The sequence below is a fragment of the Methanobrevibacter sp. genome (assembly GCF_017427765.1).
In the GTDB taxonomy this organism is placed as follows: Archaea; Methanobacteriota; Methanobacteria; order Methanobacteriales; family Methanobacteriaceae; genus Methanocatella.
In genome coordinates this window covers 12,911-29,253 of record NZ_JAFRSC010000030.1, presented here as the reverse complement: position 1 = coordinate 29,253, position 16,343 = coordinate 12,911, and the positions used below count along the sequence as shown (strand labels likewise).

Here is a 16,343-nt window from a genome sequence, read left to right as displayed (position 1 = left end):
AATGAATTTATTAAATTTATCTAAATTTCCTTCAGATGAAATATTGGCTGGTTCATTTGGGATAGAATGGGAATCTTTAAGAGCAAAGGAGGATGGTAAACTATCATTAACTCCTCATCCGGATGTTTTCGGTGATAAACTAACAAATCCATTAGTCACTACTGATTTTTCTGAAAGTCAAATTGAAATAATAACTCCAACTTTTAACACTATCGAAAAGGCATTTGATACATTTTCCCTATTGTCTGATTTGGTTAATTCTTCACTTCCTGAAGATGAATACCTCTGGTTTCAATCAATCCCATGTATCCTCCCGTATTGGGACAAAATTCCAATAGCGCAATATTCTGAAGATGGTGAGGCATCACAAAAGTATCGTGAAGATTTAGCTAAAAAATATGGTGTTAAAAAACAGATGATTTCCGGTGTTCATTTTAACTTTTCATTTACAGATGAGTTCTTAAAAAAGTTGCATACAATTGAAAATTCAGATTTATGTTTTAGGGAGTTTAAAAATAATGTTTATCTAAAAATGGCTAGAAATTACTTAAGATATTGTTGGTTAATTATTTATTTGACTGGTTGTTCAATCGGATCCCATAAAACATTTTCCAATGATTGCATTCATTTAATGGATGAAAAAGATAACTATGGTAGTTATTATTCAACAAAAGGTCCTTCATTTAGAAATGCATCTTGCGGATATAAAAATCTAAAAGAGTTATATCCTTCTTATGAATCTGTTGATGAATTTGTCAGTGATATAAACAGTTTCATTGAAAAGGGGGATTTGTCTGAGGCTAAAGAATTATATACTCAAATTAGGTTAAAACCTAAAAATCCTAAAGTTTTGTTAAATTCTCTAAAAAATGATGGAATTGAATATGTGGAAATAAGAACTTTGGATATCAATCCGTTTTATAAATGCGGTCTTGTAATGCATGACATGAAATTCTTGCATCTATTTTTAATTTATATGTTTATTAAGGACGAGTCTGATTATCCTGACTGGCAAAAGGAAGCAAAAATTAATGAAGAAAATACTGCAGAGAATGCGTATGTTGATTCGATGAGATTATTAAGGGATGGTCATGAAGTAACCCTAAAAAGTTGGGCAGCAGAAATTATTAATGAAATGTATGGGATGTGCGAAGTTCTGGGCTTTGATGAGTTTCCTACTTTAAATTTAATGCTTAACCGTGTTTCAAATCCTGATTTGACATATGGTAAGAGAATTTTAAAATTAATTAAAGAACATGGTTACATTAATACACATATGATACTATCGAAAAATAATAAGCAAACAAATGTGAATTATTTGAAAAGTTTTGATGTTAGTAAGAGTGATGAACTTAAAAAATATGTCACTGTAGCTTTAGGAGGAAAATAAAATGGAATTTTTAAGACAAACTGATGTAATTCAGTGGGTTGGTGGTGAATACAAAAATATTAAGGAAAATAGTGTTGATGATGAATACACGTATTTATTCATTGATTATTTGCCTCCTCGTAAATTTTCAACCTATCCTAAGGATTTGGAGGATTTTGCAGTTGGATATTGCCTTGGAGAAGGATTAATTAAAAGCTATGCAGATATTGAATCGATTACATTGGACGGTACAAACGTGCTGGTTTCAACAAACTTGAATCATAATCCTGAAGAGGATTTGGAACAGGAAGGAATTGTTCAGGAAAGAAAAGGAAACTGCGAGCATGCATGTGTCTGTAGGCTTTTAGAATATCAGGGTGTCAACTCAGATAATGCAGGAGGGATCCGTTCTGAGTTAAAGACAATAGAGCATAACACTTCTGATTTAAAAATCAGTGCAACTCAAATAATTAAAGATATGGAACACTTAACTGATGAGGCTAAAATCTGGCAAAAAACAGCGGGAGTTCACGTTGCGCAATTGAAGTATAATGATAAAATTATCATCCGTGAGGATGTAAGCCGCCATGTTGCTGTTGATAAAGTAATAGGGGCTGCTTCACGGGAAGGTTATGATTTTAGTAAATGTTACATTTCATATAGTGGAAGAATGCCTGCTGACATGTTAATAAAAGTAATACGGGTTGGTATTCCAATAATTATTTCAAATGCGGCACCTGCATCTTCAGGTATTGATGTGGCACGTGCAGGTAACATTACCATGATTGGTTTTGTCAGAGATAATAGATTTACTATTTTTACATCACCTGAACGTGTAGATTTGGAAAATTAGATTTTTTTTTTAATCAAAATTTCTCATGGTAATATGGAATTTGAATTGAATCTCTCTGACTTCTTTAAGCCGTAGAGGTTCAATTGTTTATATTTTTTTCAAAATTTTTATATAGTATTAAGTAATAAATTACTAAATAGGGATTCAATATAACAATTGTTAATAAATTAAATAAGTAATTTATTTATAGTTTACTTGAAATAGTATTATTATAATAAGTTAACTTATTAATCGGTGATTATAAATGAATAAAAAAATTACATTTGTTTTAGTGTTGGCACTTGCTGTATTTTTAGTAATGGGTTCAGCTAGTGCAGGTCTCTTTGACTTTTTAGGTGGGGGAGATAACACTGTAAAGATAGGTTATTTACCTTCTGATCACGATGCTGCATTATTTGTAGCAGACGCTCAAGGTAAATATGCTGAAAAAAACATTACAACTGAACTTGTTCAATTTAACAACGGTGGAGACTTAATGACTGCTATGGCTAGTGGTGAAGTCGATATTGGATATGTGGGAATTGCACCTGTTTTATCATCTGTTTCAAAAGATGTTCCTGTAAAAGTTATTTCTTCCGCTCAAACTGAAGGTAGTGGAATTGTTGTAACTCAAGACTCTGGAATTAACTCTGCAGCTGATTTAAAAGGAAAAACAATTGCAACTCCTGGTGAAGCTTCAATCCAACATGTTTTACTTACATACTACTTAAAAGAAAATGGAATGTCCATTGATGATTTAAACGTTTCAGCTATGAAAGTTCCTTCAATGAATGATGCATTAAAAACCAAACAGATTGATGGAATTATCACTTTCCAACCTTATGTAAGTATTGCAGCTAATGATTCTGGAAATAAAGTTTTAGCTGATTCTAAACTTATTTTACCAAATCACCCATGTTGTGTTGTTGTTGCATCTGACAAATTTATCAAAGACCATGAGGATACTGTAAAAGATATTATAGCTATTCACGAAAACGCTACTAACTTTATCAACGAACAAGTTGAAGCAGGTAACGCTAGTGCTGTTGTAAAACTTTTACCTGAAGATATTGTGTCCAATGCAGATTTGGAAGCCAGTTCATTACAAAGTTTCCCATTCATCTCTGGTATTGATAATTCTTTCAAAGCAGACGTGGATGCATTCCAAAAACTTGAAGTTGAAGTAGGTATCTTAAATAGTACCGTACCTCACGACAAATTGTACTGGGAAGCATAGTTAATTTAGCTATGCTTTAATTTTCTTTTTTTTTAAAAATTAGTTTTTTTCGTATTCTTCTTTTATAAGTCTCATACATTCTTTAGTTTCATCGTTTCCTATTCTGGAAATCATTCTATTGTTTTCAATGACTCGACCCATATATTCTGCTCTTTTTTCATCATCAACAATCTTATATCTTGATACGTTAACAAGACATTCGATTATTCCTGACAGTCCACGGTTAAATGCCTTAATGCTTTCATCTTTAATAACGACTGCTTGTATTTTACCCCTAATCATGAAAATGCTCTGGTCATTATCGATAGGTGTGTTTTCTGGTTTCTGTTCTGTAATATCAACAACATCAACGATAATATATGATCCGGCATCTTTAAGAATCGCAATATTTTCATCATCTGTGTAGAATTCATCTGGAAGTTTATCGATAGTTGATTTGGTAAAAATTAACGGGTCTTGAGTAATATTTACAACGTATTTTTTAGTTTCCTGTATGTTTTTTAAAGTTGTAGAACCTTCAAAGATTCTGCATCCGATATTGTCTTCGCCGAAATATTTCAATCCTATTGCTGCTGAATTTTTATTTCCTTTGCTGTCAATAGTGGTGTAAATGCATTCATATCTCTCATCAGTGTAAATTCCGATTCTTTCTAAATTGTCGTTCATTGTATCATTTCCTGTTGTGCTGGAAAAGCACTGACTATTTTGTTTAAGTTTTCAAAAGTGTTAATTAATGAGGTTAAACTTTCTTTAAGTTCGTCGTTATCGATTTTTTTTAGTGTTTCAATATATTGTGGAAAAATGGTTCTTCCATTTTCAAAAAACATATAATAGTCATTCATTTGGATTTCTTCTTGGTTTAAATCATTAATCACATCTTGATAAAACTCTTCTAAATTATTGGAAATTTCTTCAAAGGATGTTTTATCTAAAGTTTCTAGAGCGTTGTTCAAACCAATTATAGAAATAGTATATAATTCTAAATCAAGCTCACCATTCATGTTATCACATTTTGATTTTAAAAAAAGAAAAAAGAGTAATTTCTCGAGATTGAGAAATTATAATTTGATTTTAATATCGAGTGCAGATGAACCTTCTTCGTAAACGAAGATTGGGTTAATATCTAACTCTGTAATTTCCGGGAAGTCTAAAGTTAATCTTGCTACTCTTTTAATAGCTTCTTTAACTTCTTCTACATCGCAAGGTGCTTCTCCTCTGTAACCTTCAAGCAATTTGGATACTTTGGTACTTTCAATTTGTTCCTCAATTTCCTGTGAGGATAGACCTTTAGCTAAATTGAAAGCTACATCTTCAATAAGGTTAACATAGATTCCACCCATACCGAATGCAATCATCGGTCCGAATTGTTTGTCTTTAATCATACCTACAATGACTTCTTCACCGGAATCCATCATTTTTTGTACTTCTACACCATCAGGGATAATGTCTGGGTGTGCAGCTTTTGCATTTGCAATGATTTCATCGTATGCTGCTTTAGCTTCGTCTTCATTTTCAATTCCGACTTTTACACCACCAATATCTGATTTGTGTAGGATTTTATCTGATGCGATTTTAAGCACGACTGGGAATTCCATTTCACGAGCAAGTTCTGCTGCTTCATCAGCACTTGTGGATAATTTGATTGGTGCTGCTGAAATTCCGTAAGCTTCAGCTACTGCATATGCTTCACTACCAAGTAATGTGTCTCTTCCGTCAGCAGTTACTTTTTCAAATATTGCTTTTACGGCATCTTTGTCAACATCATCAACATTTTCGACAACATCGTCGTATTGTCTTTCTGGCAATTTAGCATATCTTGTCATAGCTTCAAGTGCGGTTACTGCAGTTTCAGGGAATACGTAAGTTGGCACTCCGTTTGCTCTTAAAGCTTCATTTGCAGCTTCAAAGGATGGACCACCCATATTTACTACAATTATTGGTTTGTCAAATTCTTTTCTCTCTTCAAGGATTGCCTGTGCAATTCCATCTGGGTCTGCTGATGCAGTAGGACATACCATAATAATTAAACTGTCAACGTCCTCATGAGCAAGAACTATTTCTAATGATTCTTTGTATCTGCTTACAGGTGCATCACCCAATACGTCAATAGGGTTTTTGGCACTACCTTCTTCAGTTACGCATTCTTTCAGTTTTGCAGTGGTTTCTTCATCAAACTGGACAAGGTTTAGACCTGCTTTTTCCATAGCGTCTACGGTTAAAACTCCTCCTCCACCTGCATTGGTAATAATAGCTACATTGTCACCTTTTGGAAGTGGTGCTTTGGAGAATGCTAAACCTAAATCAAACAGTTCTGCCATGGTTTCCACACGCATGATTCCTGATTGTCTAAATGAAGTATCGAATGCCAAATCACTGCCTGCAAGTGCTCCTGTGTGTGAGGATGCAGCTTCTGCTCCTGCACTACTTGAACCTGATTTGAGGATAATGATTGGTTTTTTGACTGCAGTTTCTCTCATGGTTCTTACAAAGTCTTCATCATCAGAAATGGATTCTAAATAACAGATAATTACTGCAGTTTCGTCATCTTCAGCAAGGTATTGTAATAATTCAATTTCATTTACGCCTGCTTTGTTACCTAAACTTATTACTTTACTAAATCCGATTCCTGAAGTTACACTCCAATCGATGATTGCAACCATCATCGCTCCACTTTGGGAAATGAATGCAATATTTCCTGTTGGTGGCATCATTTGTGAAAATGATCCGTTTAATGGAGTATGTGAATCGGTAATTCCTAAACTGTTTGGTCCAATAATGTTTATTCCATATTCTTTACCAAGAGCTGTTAGTTCAGCTTCTAATTTAGCTCCTTCTCCACCTACTTCTTTAAATCCTGCGGTAATTACTACCATATTTTTAACGCCTTTTTCACCGCATTCTTTAACAGCAGTATTTACAAATGGAGATGGTATTGTAATAATTACTAAATCAACATCTCCAGGGACATCGGTTATGTTTGCATATGCTTTTTTACCTAAAATTTCCCCACCTTTTGGGTTTACTGGATATATTTCGCCTTCAAATCCATCGTTAATGAGGTTGTCGACAATAATGTATCCTACTTTTCCAGGTGTATTGGAAGCCCCAATAACAGCCACGGAGTCAGGTTTAAACATTTTATTGAGATCTATCATATGTTTTTCTCCTAATAATTTTTGTTAACATTATACTAATCTATAATGATAAATAATTAACAATTATTATAATCATATTTATTGTTATATTCATATTTAAATATGTTGTTTAAACATCATTTTAATTTCTTATAAAATAAATTCAATGCTTGTATATTCTTTTTTATTTTATTTGAAAATTTTAATTTGTTTTTTTAATCGTTAATTTTTGCTAAATTTTTTTAATTCTATTAAACTATTTAATACATGATTAATATAATTATATATAAATAATAAATTTCTGATATTTTAAAGATTTTAAAATATCTAATTAGGGGATATTATGAGCTTAATTATCGCTTACATTGGTAAAAAAGGATGTGTAATGACTGGAGATAAAAGAAAGATAGGATATTTCGGTGATAAAAGGAATTTAAAACAATTAGAAGATGAATTATATGAGGGAAAAATCAGAACTGATGATGAGTTTAAAAAGCGTGCAGGAGATTTGGGAATTTCTATTAAGATTACTGATGATTCAACCAAATTAAAAATTGTAGGCAATTCAGTTAGAGGAGAGGTAAGTACAAAAGGAACTTTTGAAACCAAACGTAGAAGAATTTACGGAACTACCAACGGTTATCAAATTGTTGAACTGTTAGGTTCAGATACCCAATCCCGTAAAGCCGGTGAAAAAGGAATAATCATATTTGGAAATAATTATGCAAAACAATTGGCTCAAATACTCATTCAAAGAAAATGGAAAGCTAGCCAAAGCTTAAAATATATGGGTGAAGTATTTGAGGATATTCTTGCGGAAGTTTCATCTAAAACACCGACTGTTGGTGATAAATTTGATACATTACTTCAGCAACCAAAATTCGACACTGCCCAAGCTCAAAAACACCTCAATATAACTATAGATAATGATATTAAAGTATTGACTAAATTCAGACAGGAATTAACTGAACAATTGGTTCAGCAGAATATTGCAATTGATATGGCTAGCAAAATCATTGACAAAGGTGAAATTGGCAAGGTTGTTTCAATTGACGGAAACATGATTCAAGTCCAGCTAAATGATAAAACACAAGCTATGGACGGCAATTGGAAACAAAAGGCAGCACCTGGTCAGAATGTATTGATGTTCAGCGACAGTGACAATATTAAGATAGGAGATAAGGTTGTCATTGAAGATGAAGATTTACGCCTTAAAAAGGATAAATCCCCTCTCAAATGCGATATAATATTATGTTCATTATGATGGGGGTTTAAATGAAGATTACATTTTTAGGTAGTGGAGGTGGAAGGTTTTCCGCCATTTCACAGCGAAGAATGACTGGAGGGTTCCGTATCGATAATTTGGGCGGAAAGAATTATCATATAGATCCAGGTCCAGGAGCTTTGGTGAGAACTTATCAATTCGGATTTGACCCACGTAATTTGAGTGGTGTTTTTGTAACTCATGCACACACAGATCATTATAACGATGCGGAAATTCTTATAGAGTCCATGACAAGAGGAATGACTCGAGAGTTTGGAACCATATTCGGAAGTGAGAGTGTTTTAAACGGTTTTGAAGCCTGGGGTCCATGCATATCTTCTTATCACCAATCAAAATCAAGAAAAGTTGCTTTAAGGCCTGGTGAAGTTAGTGAAGTTGACAATATTTCTATAAAAGGCACAAAAACAGAACATGGTGACCCTACCGGTTGCGGTTTTCAAATTGATTACAATGGTTTTAAAGTTTCTTACACATCAGATACTGGTTATTTTGATGGTCTGGCTGATTATCATGAGGGGGCAGATATTTTAATAGCTAGTGTTTTAAGGCCGGGCAACCGGACAATTAATGGACATATGTGCACTAGAAACTTCGTTGATTTGATTAATGAAGTTAAACCGAAAGTTGCTGTAATGACTCATTTGGGTCTTAAGATGATTTCCAACAATCCGGTAACTGAGGCCAAAAAAATTTCCAAACAAACAGGTGTTAAAACTATTGCAGCATTTGACGGTTTGTCATTCAATGTAAATTACAACAATCCTAGGAGATTCAGATTGATATCTCTAAAAGATGTAAACTCACCAAGTCACAGTACAAATCATAAAATGTTTAATGCCGAGAGAAAAAACTCTTATCAGCTTGCATTCAAGCATAACGAATTTGATGAAGTCTCTTTTATGAAAAAGAATTAAATTTTGTTTAGATTTGTAGGATGAATGAATCCTGAGCGAATCATATGGTCTGCAAGAACAATTGCAGTACTTGATTCAGCCACTACTGTCACTCTAGGGCAGATACACGGATCATGTCTTCCTTTAATTTCTATTTTTTCATTTTCCATTTTTTCTAGATTAATTGAATTTTGGCATTTTGAAATTGATGGGGTAGGTTTGACTGCAATTCTTGAAACGATTGGCATTCCATTGCTCATTCCGCCAATGATTCCACCGGAATTGTTTGTTTTTGTAGTGATTTTGCCGTCATCAATTTGATATTCATCATTAATTTCAGATGCAGTGTGGTTTGCAACATCAAATCCAAGACCGATTTCCACACCTTTAACGGCGCCAATATTCATTAATATTCTTGCAAGATCACCATCCAGTCTTTCAAAAACAGGCTCTCCAAGACCTTGAGGAGCTCCGACAGCTATGGTTTCAACGATTCCTCCAACAGAATCACCTTCCGCTTTTTTGGATAAGATTAACTCTTCCATTTTGCCTGCAGCATCCAAATCTCCACATCTTATTGGATTTTTTTCGATATTTTCTTTAAGTGTATCAAATTCTTGAGGCTCTGCTTTAATGTTTCCGATTTGAACTACGTGGGAGATGATTTCAATATTTTGGGTTCTTAAAAGCTTTTTAGCTATTGCTCCACCGATTACATGTCCTATTGTTACTCTTCCGCTTCCTCTTCCACCACCATTGTAATCGTAGTTTCCGTATTTGCTCATCCATCCGAAATCTCCGTGGGATGGGCGTGGAGTGTCTTTGAACATGGAATAATCTTTTGAATGTTGATTTTTATTAAATATTACTCCGGTAATAGGTGTTCCATCAGTTTTTCCTTCAAAAATTCCTGATAAAATTTGAACTTCATCAGCTTCTTTTCTTACTGTTGTAACTTTACTGGTTCCAGGTTTCCTTTTATCCAGTTCTTTTTGAATGTCTTCAGCACTTAACTCAAGATTTGCCGGACACCCATCAACAACAGCTCCGACAGCTACGCCATGGCTTGCCCCAAAACTTGTAATTTTAAATTTTTCTCCAATTGAATTTGACATTTTAAGCCTCTTTTTAATAACTGATGTAATATTTGTATGTTAATGTTTTTAAATGTTTAAATGGTTGAACTTCCTTGAGCTCCACAGCTAGAAGTAATTAATATATTTTTTTCCGGAATATTGCATAAAATTAATTAATATTCAAATTCATATTTTAATTTAAGAAAATGTTACTGAGAAAGTTATGTAGCAAATGATTATTAAAGTGATTACAATGGAATTTCCAACTACAAGAATGAGAAGACTTAGAAAAAATGCTAAAATCAGAGATATTGTTCGTGAAACAAAACTTCAAAAAGAAGATTTGATTTATCCAATTTATTTTAAAGAAGAGCTTCAGGAGATGGAAAAGGAAGAAATATCATCACTTCCCGGTGAATTCAGGTATTCTCTTGATGCTGGAGTTGAATTTGCAAAACAGCTTGAGGATAAAGGTTTAAAATCAATCATTATATTTGGAATACCAAAAGAAGAAACCAAAGATGAAATAGCTTCTCCGGATTATTCCGCAACAGGAATTGTTCAAAAAGCCATCAGAAAACTTAAAAAAGAAACAAATCTTGTAATTATCAGTGATGTATGTTTATGTCAGTATACTTCTCATGGCCATTGCGGAATGATAAAGGATAATGATGATACTGATGACGGAATTGAAATACTTAATGACGAATCTCTTCCGTATATTGCAAAAGTCGCATTGTCTCATGCAGAAGCGGGTGCAGATATTGTTGCTCCTTCAGATATGATGGATGGCAGAGTCGGTGCAATCAGACAAACTTTGGATGATGAAGGTTATGAAAATGTCATGATAATGTCCTATTCGGCCAAATATGCCTCTGCATTTTACGAACCGTTCAGGGTTGCGGCCTGTTCATCACCACATTTGGGAGACAGAAAATCCTATCAGATGGATCCTGGAAATGCTGTTGAAGCCATAAGGGAATGTGAACTTGACGTAATTGAAGGTGCGGACTTTTTGATGGTAAAACCTGCGCTTCCATACTTGGACGTTGTCAGAATGGTTCGTGATGAATTCATGCTTCCTTTGGTTGCATATAACGTAAGTGGTGAATATTCAATGATAATGGCTGCAATCGAAAAGGGATATCTTACCGAAAGGGCTATTCTTGAATCATTGCTTTCAATTAAAAGGGCTGGAGCAGACCTGATAATCACTAATTTTGCACCATATTTACTTTTAAATGATGTGATAGAATGAATCCTCAAGAAATTGCTAAGATTGCACAGATTGCATCTGCTCTTGAAGTTAGTGGATATCCAAAACCTGGAAATGTCCACAGGACCCGTGATTATGATGATATGGAGTTTGAAGACTTTATCATTAGCGGAATTGTAATAGGAGATACCATTCGTGAAGCATGTACGGACGTTGATGTTGAAAATCCTAAGCTTGGAAAATACATTTTGCAGGCAGTGGCTGAAACCGACAGATGGATTAAAAACAATACAAATTTAGGTATTGTGATGATGACAACACCGATTGCGGTAGCTGCAGCCATCAGCGATGATTTTGATGAAATAAGAGACAACGTTAAAGTTTTAATGGCAAATACCTCAGTTGATGATGCATGTGATTTGTATGATGCAATCAATATTGCAGATGCCGGAGGTATGGGAGATCAAGATGAATATGACGTTGCAAGTGACAGCGCCAAACAGGAGTTGAGGGATAACAACCAAACAATGTTTGACGTGCTTAAAATTTCAGCTCCATGGGATATGCTTGCCCGTGAGATGATTTCAGACATGCCTGCCGTTTTTGAAATAGGTTTTCCTACTTATCATGAGCTAAAAGAGAAAAAATCCCAAAATGATGCCTGCGTCTTGACATTTCTGACAATCCTATCTCAGGTTCCCGATACATTGATTTCTAGAAAATACGGTTCAGATGAGGCTTTAAAGATTTCCATGATGACAAGGGATTTGCTTAACTTGAAAGATGAGGCTGACTTTGGTGAAAGACTTAAGGAGTTTGATGATTATCTATTTAAAAATAAGTATAATCCTGGAACCACTGCCGATTTGACAGCAGCATCCATTTTCGTTAGCTATTTGAAATCTAATTTTGAATAATGGTTCGTTATGAGTCATTATTTAATTATTTTTTTTGTAATTTTAGCTGCTGATTCAACCATTTTGGGACATAATTCATTAAATAAATTATTTTCAACAGCAAATTCCACACCTTCCGGTGTTGAAATATCGCAGCCGAGCAAATCATTGCATATGTAAGATCCATTTTCTTTTTTAAATTCATCTAAAAATCTTTCACAGGCTTCATTTGATTTTTCCTTGCTTTCACCATATTTCAGGCCCAAAACCATAAGGGCACCAGTGCATGCTCCGCAGACTTCTCCTTTTCTCATTCCACTTCCAAAACAAGCTCCAATTTTTAAAGCTTGTTCTTTTTCAAGGCCCAAATCTGGGGAAAAAGCAGCAAACATGGCCTGTGAGCACATGTATCCACTTTCAAATAATTTTACAGATTCGTTAATTTCGCTCATGATTAATTATTTTTATTAACTATTTAATTAACTTATTTTTTCAATTTTAACATTATATTTATAAATGTTTTTAAACATATATTATCATATTATTAATCTTATTATGGTGTTTAAATGAGTGAGGATATTAAAAAAACCATTAGTGAATTACATATTTATGAAAAGAAACTTTTAAAAGAACTGGAAGCAAATCCTGAGGCCACTCCTGAAGAGATTGCTGAAAATACCGGTATGGATATCAAATCAGTTATGAGTGCAGCAGGCTCTCTTGCATCAAAAGACATTATTGAAATGCACAAGGATGTTGAAGAGATTTATTCATTGACTGAAGATGGAGTTGAATATGCTGAAAAAGGACTTCCGGAACGTAGAATATTGGATGCATTGGCCGATAAGAATCAAATCCATATGAAAGACTTATCCGATGAAACAGGTGTTGATAAAAAAGAAACCAATATTGCAATCGGTTGGCTTCGCCGTAAAAACTGGGCTGAAATCGATAAGGGTATGGTTACAATTACAGATTTCGGTAAGGATTTTGTATCCAAACTTGACGTTGATGAAGAAACTTTAAAGTATCTTAAATCTAATGCTGATGGAGTTAAACTTTTCACTGATGATTTGATGAATGGTGTTAAAAAACTCACAGGCAGAAAAAATATCCTAAATGTTAAAAAAGAAACCTCACATTCATTTAAAATATTGCCTAAAGGTGAAGCTATACTCGAAGTTGGCTTTACAATTCAGGAACAGGCAACTCAGTTAACACACCAGCAATTAAAAGATGGGGAATGGAAAAACCTTCAGTATCGTCCTTATGATATTAATGCAGAAGCTCCAGTCATTTTTGCAGGTAAAAAACATCCGTTAAGAGTAATTATTGATGAGATAAGAGATATCTTTTTGGATATGGGATTTGTCGAAGATAAGGGTGAATATGTTGAATCTGCATTCTGGAATTTTGATTCACTTTTCCAACCTCAAGATCATGCTGCCCGTGAAATGCAGGATACATTCTATTTAAAAAATCCTCTAACCTGTGATTTGCCTGATATGGATTTAGTCAAATTGACTGCCGAAACTCATGAAACCGGTGCAGATACTGGTTCAATTGGTTGGCAATATGATTGGAGTGAAGACATTGCTCGCCAAAGTGTTTTAAGAACACATACTACAGGAATTTCCACAAAACACTTGTTTGAACATGAACCTCCAATTAAAATGTTTTCAGTTGGAAGAGTATTTAGAAGAGAAACTTTTGACTATAAGCATTTGCCTGAATTCCATCAGGTTGAAGGATTAGTGTGCGGTGAAGGAATCAGTTATCAAAATCTTTTAGGTGTTTTAAAAGAGTTTTATAAAAAATTAGGTTTTGAAGTAAGATTCAGACCTGCTTATTTCCCTTATACTTATTTATCTACTGAAACTGAAATCTATCTGGAAGAAAAAGAAAGTTGGATTGAACTGGGCGGTGCCGGAATGTTCAGACCTGAAGTATTAAAACCTCTCGGTATTGACCAGCCTGCTTTAGCTTTCGGATTGGGTATTGAAAGACTGGCCATGATAAGATATGATGTTGAAGACATCCGTATGCTTTACAAAAGTGACATCAAATGGCTTCGTGAGTTACCTCTTGATAATGGGGTCGAATTATAATGTCTGTTAAGCTGGTTTCTTGGAATGTAAATGGAATTAGGGCTGTTTCGAAAAAGGAAGATTTTTGGAATTGGTTTGATAATACTGATGCCGATATTATTAATTTTCAGGAAGTCAGAGCCACACAAGAGCAAATTCCTAAGAAATTAGCTGATGCTGACGGATTTCACAAATGTTATAATGAAGCCGAAAAGAAAGGTTACAGTGGAGTTGGAACATACTCCAAAATAGAACCTGTTTGTGTCACCAAAGGCCTTGGGGTTGAAGAATTTGACTCAGAAGGTCGTGTTTTAAAAATTGAATATCCTGATTTTATTTTATTCAATATTTACTTCCCAAATAGTGGAATGGAAGGTAAAAGACTTGATTTTAAAGTTGGATTTTGCAACGAACTGTTAAAACAGCTTGTCGAGCTTAAAAATGAGGGTAAAAATTTGGTCATAACCGGAGACTACAACATAGCTCATAATCCGATTGATGTTTACAATCCTAAAAACTGTGAAGGAAAATCAGGTTATCTACCTGAAGAGAGGGCATGGCTGGATGAACTTGAAAATGCAGGTTTTATCGATACTTTCAGAATGTTTGATAAAAGTGAAGGCAATTTCAGTTGGTGGAGTTATCGTTTTAAGGCTCGTGAGAGAAATTCCGGTTGGAGACTTGATTACTTTTTTGTAAACGAAGAAATAAAGGATAATGTAAAATCAGCTCAAATTTTAGCAGATATTTATGGTTCTGATCACTGTCCGGTAACACTGGAACTCGAATTTTAAAAAATAGTTAGTTTTGGTGATTATAAAATAGTATTTACATCACCAATATCATCAACAATTGTAATGTTTAATTTTTCTTTTTTAATGTAGTCTCGGTCATCTTCTGTAACGTCAGAATTGACCAGAATTGCATTTAATCCTGCATTCACAGCACCTAATGCATCAGCTTTAAATTTATTTCCAATCATCACGGATTTTTCAGGGTTTCCATGCATTTTTCTAAGTGCTACATCATAGATTAATTTATCGGGTTTTTCTTTTCCTACCTCTTCAGAGGTAATTACAGCATCAAAAAATGAATGGATATTGAGTCTGACTAATTTTTCCCATTGTTTGATTGTAATTCCATTTGAAATTACTGCAAGGCGATATCCCTGGCTTTTAAGATAAATCAATGTATCGATTGTTTCTGGAAATGGTCTTAAAAGAGCCATTTTAACATTGTGGTATGTAATCATTCCAAGCGCTACAAGCATGGGATCTTCATGACCTAAAACAACTTGGGTCAGTACGTTAAAATGTTTTCCATAATTGGAACCTTTTTCACGGATAATTGTTTTTAAAACACCGTATGCTTCATCCTTATCTAACGGCAGACCATTATCAACCATTAATCCGATTGCTGCTTTTCTTGCAGTTTCGGCAAAATCGGATGTGTCAAGTAATGTTCCGTCAATATCGAAAAAAACAACACGGTCATTTTCTTCATTTATCATATGACTTTTATTATAGTTTTAAAATTATTTAAATTTTTTTAGAAGAATGCATCTAAACTTTGTTGGACTTCACCACGTGCCATGTCTTCAAGGTCCTTTCTGGTATATCCGAAAGCATACATGATTCTTTCAACGGCCGGAATCAACTGATTGTTGATATAATAATCCTTGTCATATGCATATCCTTCACTGTATTCATATGGAACGGCGCGCTGACTTATTGAACCCTTTCCTTTTACGATTATATACTGGATGATGGTTCCTCTTGACACTTTAATGCCATGTTCTTCAATTTTTCTTGCAGCAACAACATGGGGTCCGACCTGTTTGTACTGGTCAAGGGGTTTTGTGATTTGGGTGTGGATGATAAGTTCCTTGTTGTCAACTTCACCTTTCTTTATTCTTTTCAAGACTTTTTTAACAGCTTTAATGGCTTTATCAGAGTCTCCCTCTTTTAGAATTGCCATTAAAATTTCTTCCTGGGTTTTTTTGACAATCGGTGCCCAGTCTCTTCTAACCAGCTCCAACCCTTTGGCGATGATTTCCCCATCTTCGATAACTGCATATCTTTTTTTGCTTACAAAAAATCCCCTTCTGTAAAATCCTTCGTATTCCAATTCCATACTTTCGGGAAGGGTTGAGTTGAGATAAGTTAGAAATTTTTCTGCCTGCACTTTTATTTCAGCTTCAAGCTCTAGTTGTTCCGGGCTTTCTTGTATCATCATTATAAAATTTATTCTATCTTGTTAATATTCTTTTTTGAATACAATTTTACAAATTCGTTTCAATATTATTGCTTTAATATTAG

General features: G+C 34.2%; 16 protein-coding genes. 9 read left to right on the top strand and 7 right to left on the bottom strand.

Annotated features, from left to right (window positions below):
- Nucleotide 1 precedes the first annotated feature (1 nt).
- The 3 genes from IJL02_RS09350 to IJL02_RS09340 all read left to right on the top strand — a co-directional run bounded on the left by IJL02_RS09350 (nucleotide 2) and on the right by IJL02_RS09340 (nucleotide 3,438).
- Entirely contained in the window at nucleotides 2–1,390 is a 1,389-nt protein-coding gene (locus IJL02_RS09350) for a glutamate--cysteine ligase (protein ID WP_292815523.1), read from the top strand.
- Between the two features lies 1 nt (nucleotide 1,391).
- On the top strand, nucleotides 1,392–2,222 hold the full coding sequence (gene fdhD / locus IJL02_RS09345) for a formate dehydrogenase accessory sulfurtransferase FdhD (RefSeq protein WP_292815520.1): 831 nt from the start codon (nucleotides 1,392–1,394) through the stop codon (nucleotides 2,220–2,222).
- 244 nt (nucleotides 2,223–2,466) lie between these two features.
- Nucleotides 2,467–3,438, top strand: a complete 972-nt coding sequence (locus tag IJL02_RS09340; RefSeq protein ID WP_292815515.1) for an ABC transporter substrate-binding protein — start codon at nucleotides 2,467–2,469, stop codon at nucleotides 3,436–3,438.
- Nucleotides 3,439–3,477: 39 nt separating this feature from the next.
- Here IJL02_RS09340 and IJL02_RS09335 read toward each other — a convergent pair whose 3' ends face one another.
- The 3 genes from IJL02_RS09335 to acs are packed head-to-tail and all read right to left on the bottom strand — an operon-like array spanning nucleotide 3,478 to nucleotide 6,593.
- A complete protein-coding gene (locus tag IJL02_RS09335) occupies nucleotides 3,478–4,104 on the bottom strand; it encodes a DUF447 domain-containing protein (RefSeq protein WP_292815511.1) in 627 nt (208 codons plus the stop codon).
- Nucleotides 4,101–4,439, bottom strand: a complete 339-nt coding sequence (locus tag IJL02_RS09330) for a hypothetical protein (RefSeq protein ID WP_292815508.1) — start codon at nucleotides 4,437–4,439, stop codon at nucleotides 4,101–4,103. Before IJL02_RS09330 ends, IJL02_RS09335 begins: the two co-directional genes overlap by 4 nt.
- Before the next feature lie 57 nt (nucleotides 4,440–4,496).
- The gene (acs, locus tag IJL02_RS09325) at nucleotides 4,497–6,593 is read right to left on the bottom strand and encodes an acetate--CoA ligase alpha subunit (protein ID WP_292815505.1); all 2,097 of its coding nucleotides are present in this window, start codon (nucleotides 6,591–6,593) and stop codon (nucleotides 4,497–4,499) included.
- Nucleotides 6,594–6,915: 322 nt separating this feature from the next.
- On the opposite strand from acs, the gene IJL02_RS09320 reads away from it, so the two are divergent.
- Complete coding sequence (locus tag IJL02_RS09320; protein ID WP_292815501.1) at nucleotides 6,916–7,836, top strand: DUF2121 domain-containing protein; 921 nt, start codon at nucleotides 6,916–6,918, stop codon at nucleotides 7,834–7,836.
- Between the two features lie 11 nt (nucleotides 7,837–7,847).
- On the top strand, nucleotides 7,848–8,771 hold the full coding sequence (locus tag IJL02_RS09315) for an MBL fold metallo-hydrolase (protein ID WP_292815498.1): 924 nt from the start codon (nucleotides 7,848–7,850) through the stop codon (nucleotides 8,769–8,771).
- On the opposite strand, the gene aroC is transcribed toward IJL02_RS09315, so the two are convergent.
- Nucleotides 8,768–9,865, bottom strand: coding sequence for a chorismate synthase (gene aroC, locus IJL02_RS09310; protein ID WP_292815494.1), 1,098 nt, complete (start codon nucleotides 9,863–9,865; stop codon nucleotides 8,768–8,770). The two genes, IJL02_RS09315 and aroC, sit on opposite strands and share 4 nt — an antisense overlap.
- Before the next feature lie 214 nt (nucleotides 9,866–10,079).
- On the opposite strand from aroC, the gene hemB reads away from it, so the two are divergent.
- Both hemB and IJL02_RS09300 read left to right on the top strand, forming a co-directional pair.
- A complete protein-coding gene (gene hemB, locus IJL02_RS09305; RefSeq protein ID WP_292815489.1) occupies nucleotides 10,080–11,084 on the top strand; it encodes a porphobilinogen synthase in 1,005 nt (334 codons plus the stop codon).
- Nucleotides 11,081–11,959: a triphosphoribosyl-dephospho-CoA synthase gene (locus IJL02_RS09300; protein ID WP_292815486.1), complete on the top strand. Its 879-nt coding sequence runs from the start codon at nucleotides 11,081–11,083 to the stop codon at nucleotides 11,957–11,959. Before hemB ends, IJL02_RS09300 begins: the two co-directional genes overlap by 4 nt.
- A gap of 17 nt (nucleotides 11,960–11,976) precedes the next feature.
- Here the strand turns inward: IJL02_RS09300 and IJL02_RS09295 are convergent, their stop codons facing one another.
- Nucleotides 11,977–12,390: a C-GCAxxG-C-C family protein gene (locus tag IJL02_RS09295; protein ID WP_292815483.1), complete on the bottom strand. Its 414-nt coding sequence runs from the start codon at nucleotides 12,388–12,390 to the stop codon at nucleotides 11,977–11,979.
- 114 nt (nucleotides 12,391–12,504) lie between these two features.
- Between IJL02_RS09295 and IJL02_RS09290 the strand changes: the two genes are divergently transcribed.
- Nucleotides 12,505–14,046 carry a phenylalanine--tRNA ligase subunit alpha gene (locus IJL02_RS09290; protein ID WP_292815480.1) on the top strand — a complete coding sequence of 514 codons (1,542 nt, stop codon included), beginning with the start codon at nucleotides 12,505–12,507 and terminating at the stop codon, nucleotides 14,044–14,046.
- Nucleotides 14,046–14,819, top strand: a complete 774-nt coding sequence (locus IJL02_RS09285) for an exodeoxyribonuclease III (protein ID WP_292815477.1) — start codon at nucleotides 14,046–14,048, stop codon at nucleotides 14,817–14,819. Before IJL02_RS09290 ends, IJL02_RS09285 begins: the two co-directional genes overlap by 1 nt.
- Nucleotides 14,820–14,839: 20 nt before the next feature.
- Here IJL02_RS09285 and IJL02_RS09280 read toward each other — a convergent pair whose 3' ends face one another.
- Together IJL02_RS09280 and IJL02_RS09275 are read right to left on the bottom strand one after the other, a co-directional pair.
- The gene (locus IJL02_RS09280) at nucleotides 14,840–15,535 is read right to left on the bottom strand and encodes a TIGR02253 family HAD-type hydrolase (RefSeq protein WP_292815473.1); all 696 of its coding nucleotides are present in this window, start codon (nucleotides 15,533–15,535) and stop codon (nucleotides 14,840–14,842) included.
- Nucleotides 15,536–15,573: 38 nt separating this feature from the next.
- Nucleotides 15,574–16,257, bottom strand: coding sequence for a DNA polymerase domain-containing protein (locus tag IJL02_RS09275; RefSeq protein ID WP_292815598.1), 684 nt, complete (start codon nucleotides 16,255–16,257; stop codon nucleotides 15,574–15,576).
- Nucleotides 16,258–16,343 lie beyond the last annotated feature (86 nt).